Source organism: Cellulomonas sp. P4_H12 (assembly GCF_056400905.1).
Genome location: NZ_JBFUKJ010000067.1, coordinates 1 through 905, shown reverse-complemented (window position 1 = coordinate 905; position 905 = coordinate 1). Strand labels below are relative to the sequence as shown.

Genomic DNA, 905 nt, shown 5'->3' with positions numbered 1-905 from the left:
AGGTAGGGCGGTTCACCCGCGGCCTGAAACTTCTGGCCCGGGAACTTGAGCTGGTCGTCGTCGTCGGCTCGCAGTTCAACCGGTCCGCCGCCGACCCCAACAAGCTGCCCCGGCTCGACGAGCTCAAGGAATCCGGATCGATCGAGGAGGACGCCGACATCGTCCTCGCGTTGCACCGCGCTCACGCAATCGACGGGCAGGCCGGTATGTCCACCGCCGGCGAGATCACCGGTCTGATCTTAAAAAATAGGCACGGAGCTGCACAAACGCAGTTTGAGAGGGCCTGGCACGGGCATYTKGCGAGCACCGAYGARCCGATGCGTCGTACGGTGTAAGAAATTCTACGGTGTAGAAAACGGGTGAGTCACTCCCGCTGGGACACCGCATCCGTCCCGTGACCTCGCGATCGCGTTCTCACCCGCGGTAGCCGGCGCTGACTCCCTCGCTCGGCCGTCCACCACCGCTGCCCGGCTGCACGAACTGACCGAGGACACGAACCCTCGGTGTTCACCAAGCCGGACCGCCTGGCCACGCGTGCCATAGTGACCCATGCGATCGACCTGCTCCCTCTACATCGACACCGGATACCTACTCGCTTCTGCCGCGACCCGGCTCACCGGTACCTCCCTCCGGAGCGGAATCCATGTCGACTACGCCAAGCTGATCCGCTCACTGGTCGACGCCGCGGAGGTCCGGTCGGGCCTGCCGCTGCTGCGGGTCCACTGGTACGACTCGGCCCGCAACGGGATCCCGGACAGCCAGCAGGAGCGCATCGGCGAGCTGTCCAAGGTCAAGCTCCGGCTCGGTCGGTTCGGCGTCAACGGCGAGCAGAAAGGGGTCGACCTGCGCATCGGCCTCGACCTGGTGACCCACGCCCGCAACGGCACGTCCGACGTGTTCTTCCT

General features: G+C 65.6%; 2 protein-coding genes. Both read left to right on the top strand.

Features of this window, described 5'->3' with window-relative positions; all coding sequences use genetic code 11:
- Positions 1 to 335: DnaB-like helicase C-terminal domain-containing protein (locus AC1DQC_RS19755; protein WP_477052932.1), on the top strand; the 335-nt coding region annotated here is incomplete at its 5' end.
- Between the two features lie 214 nt (positions 336 to 549).
- Positions 550 to 905: NYN domain-containing protein (locus AC1DQC_RS19750; RefSeq protein ID WP_477052931.1), on the top strand; the 356-nt coding region annotated here is incomplete at its 3' end.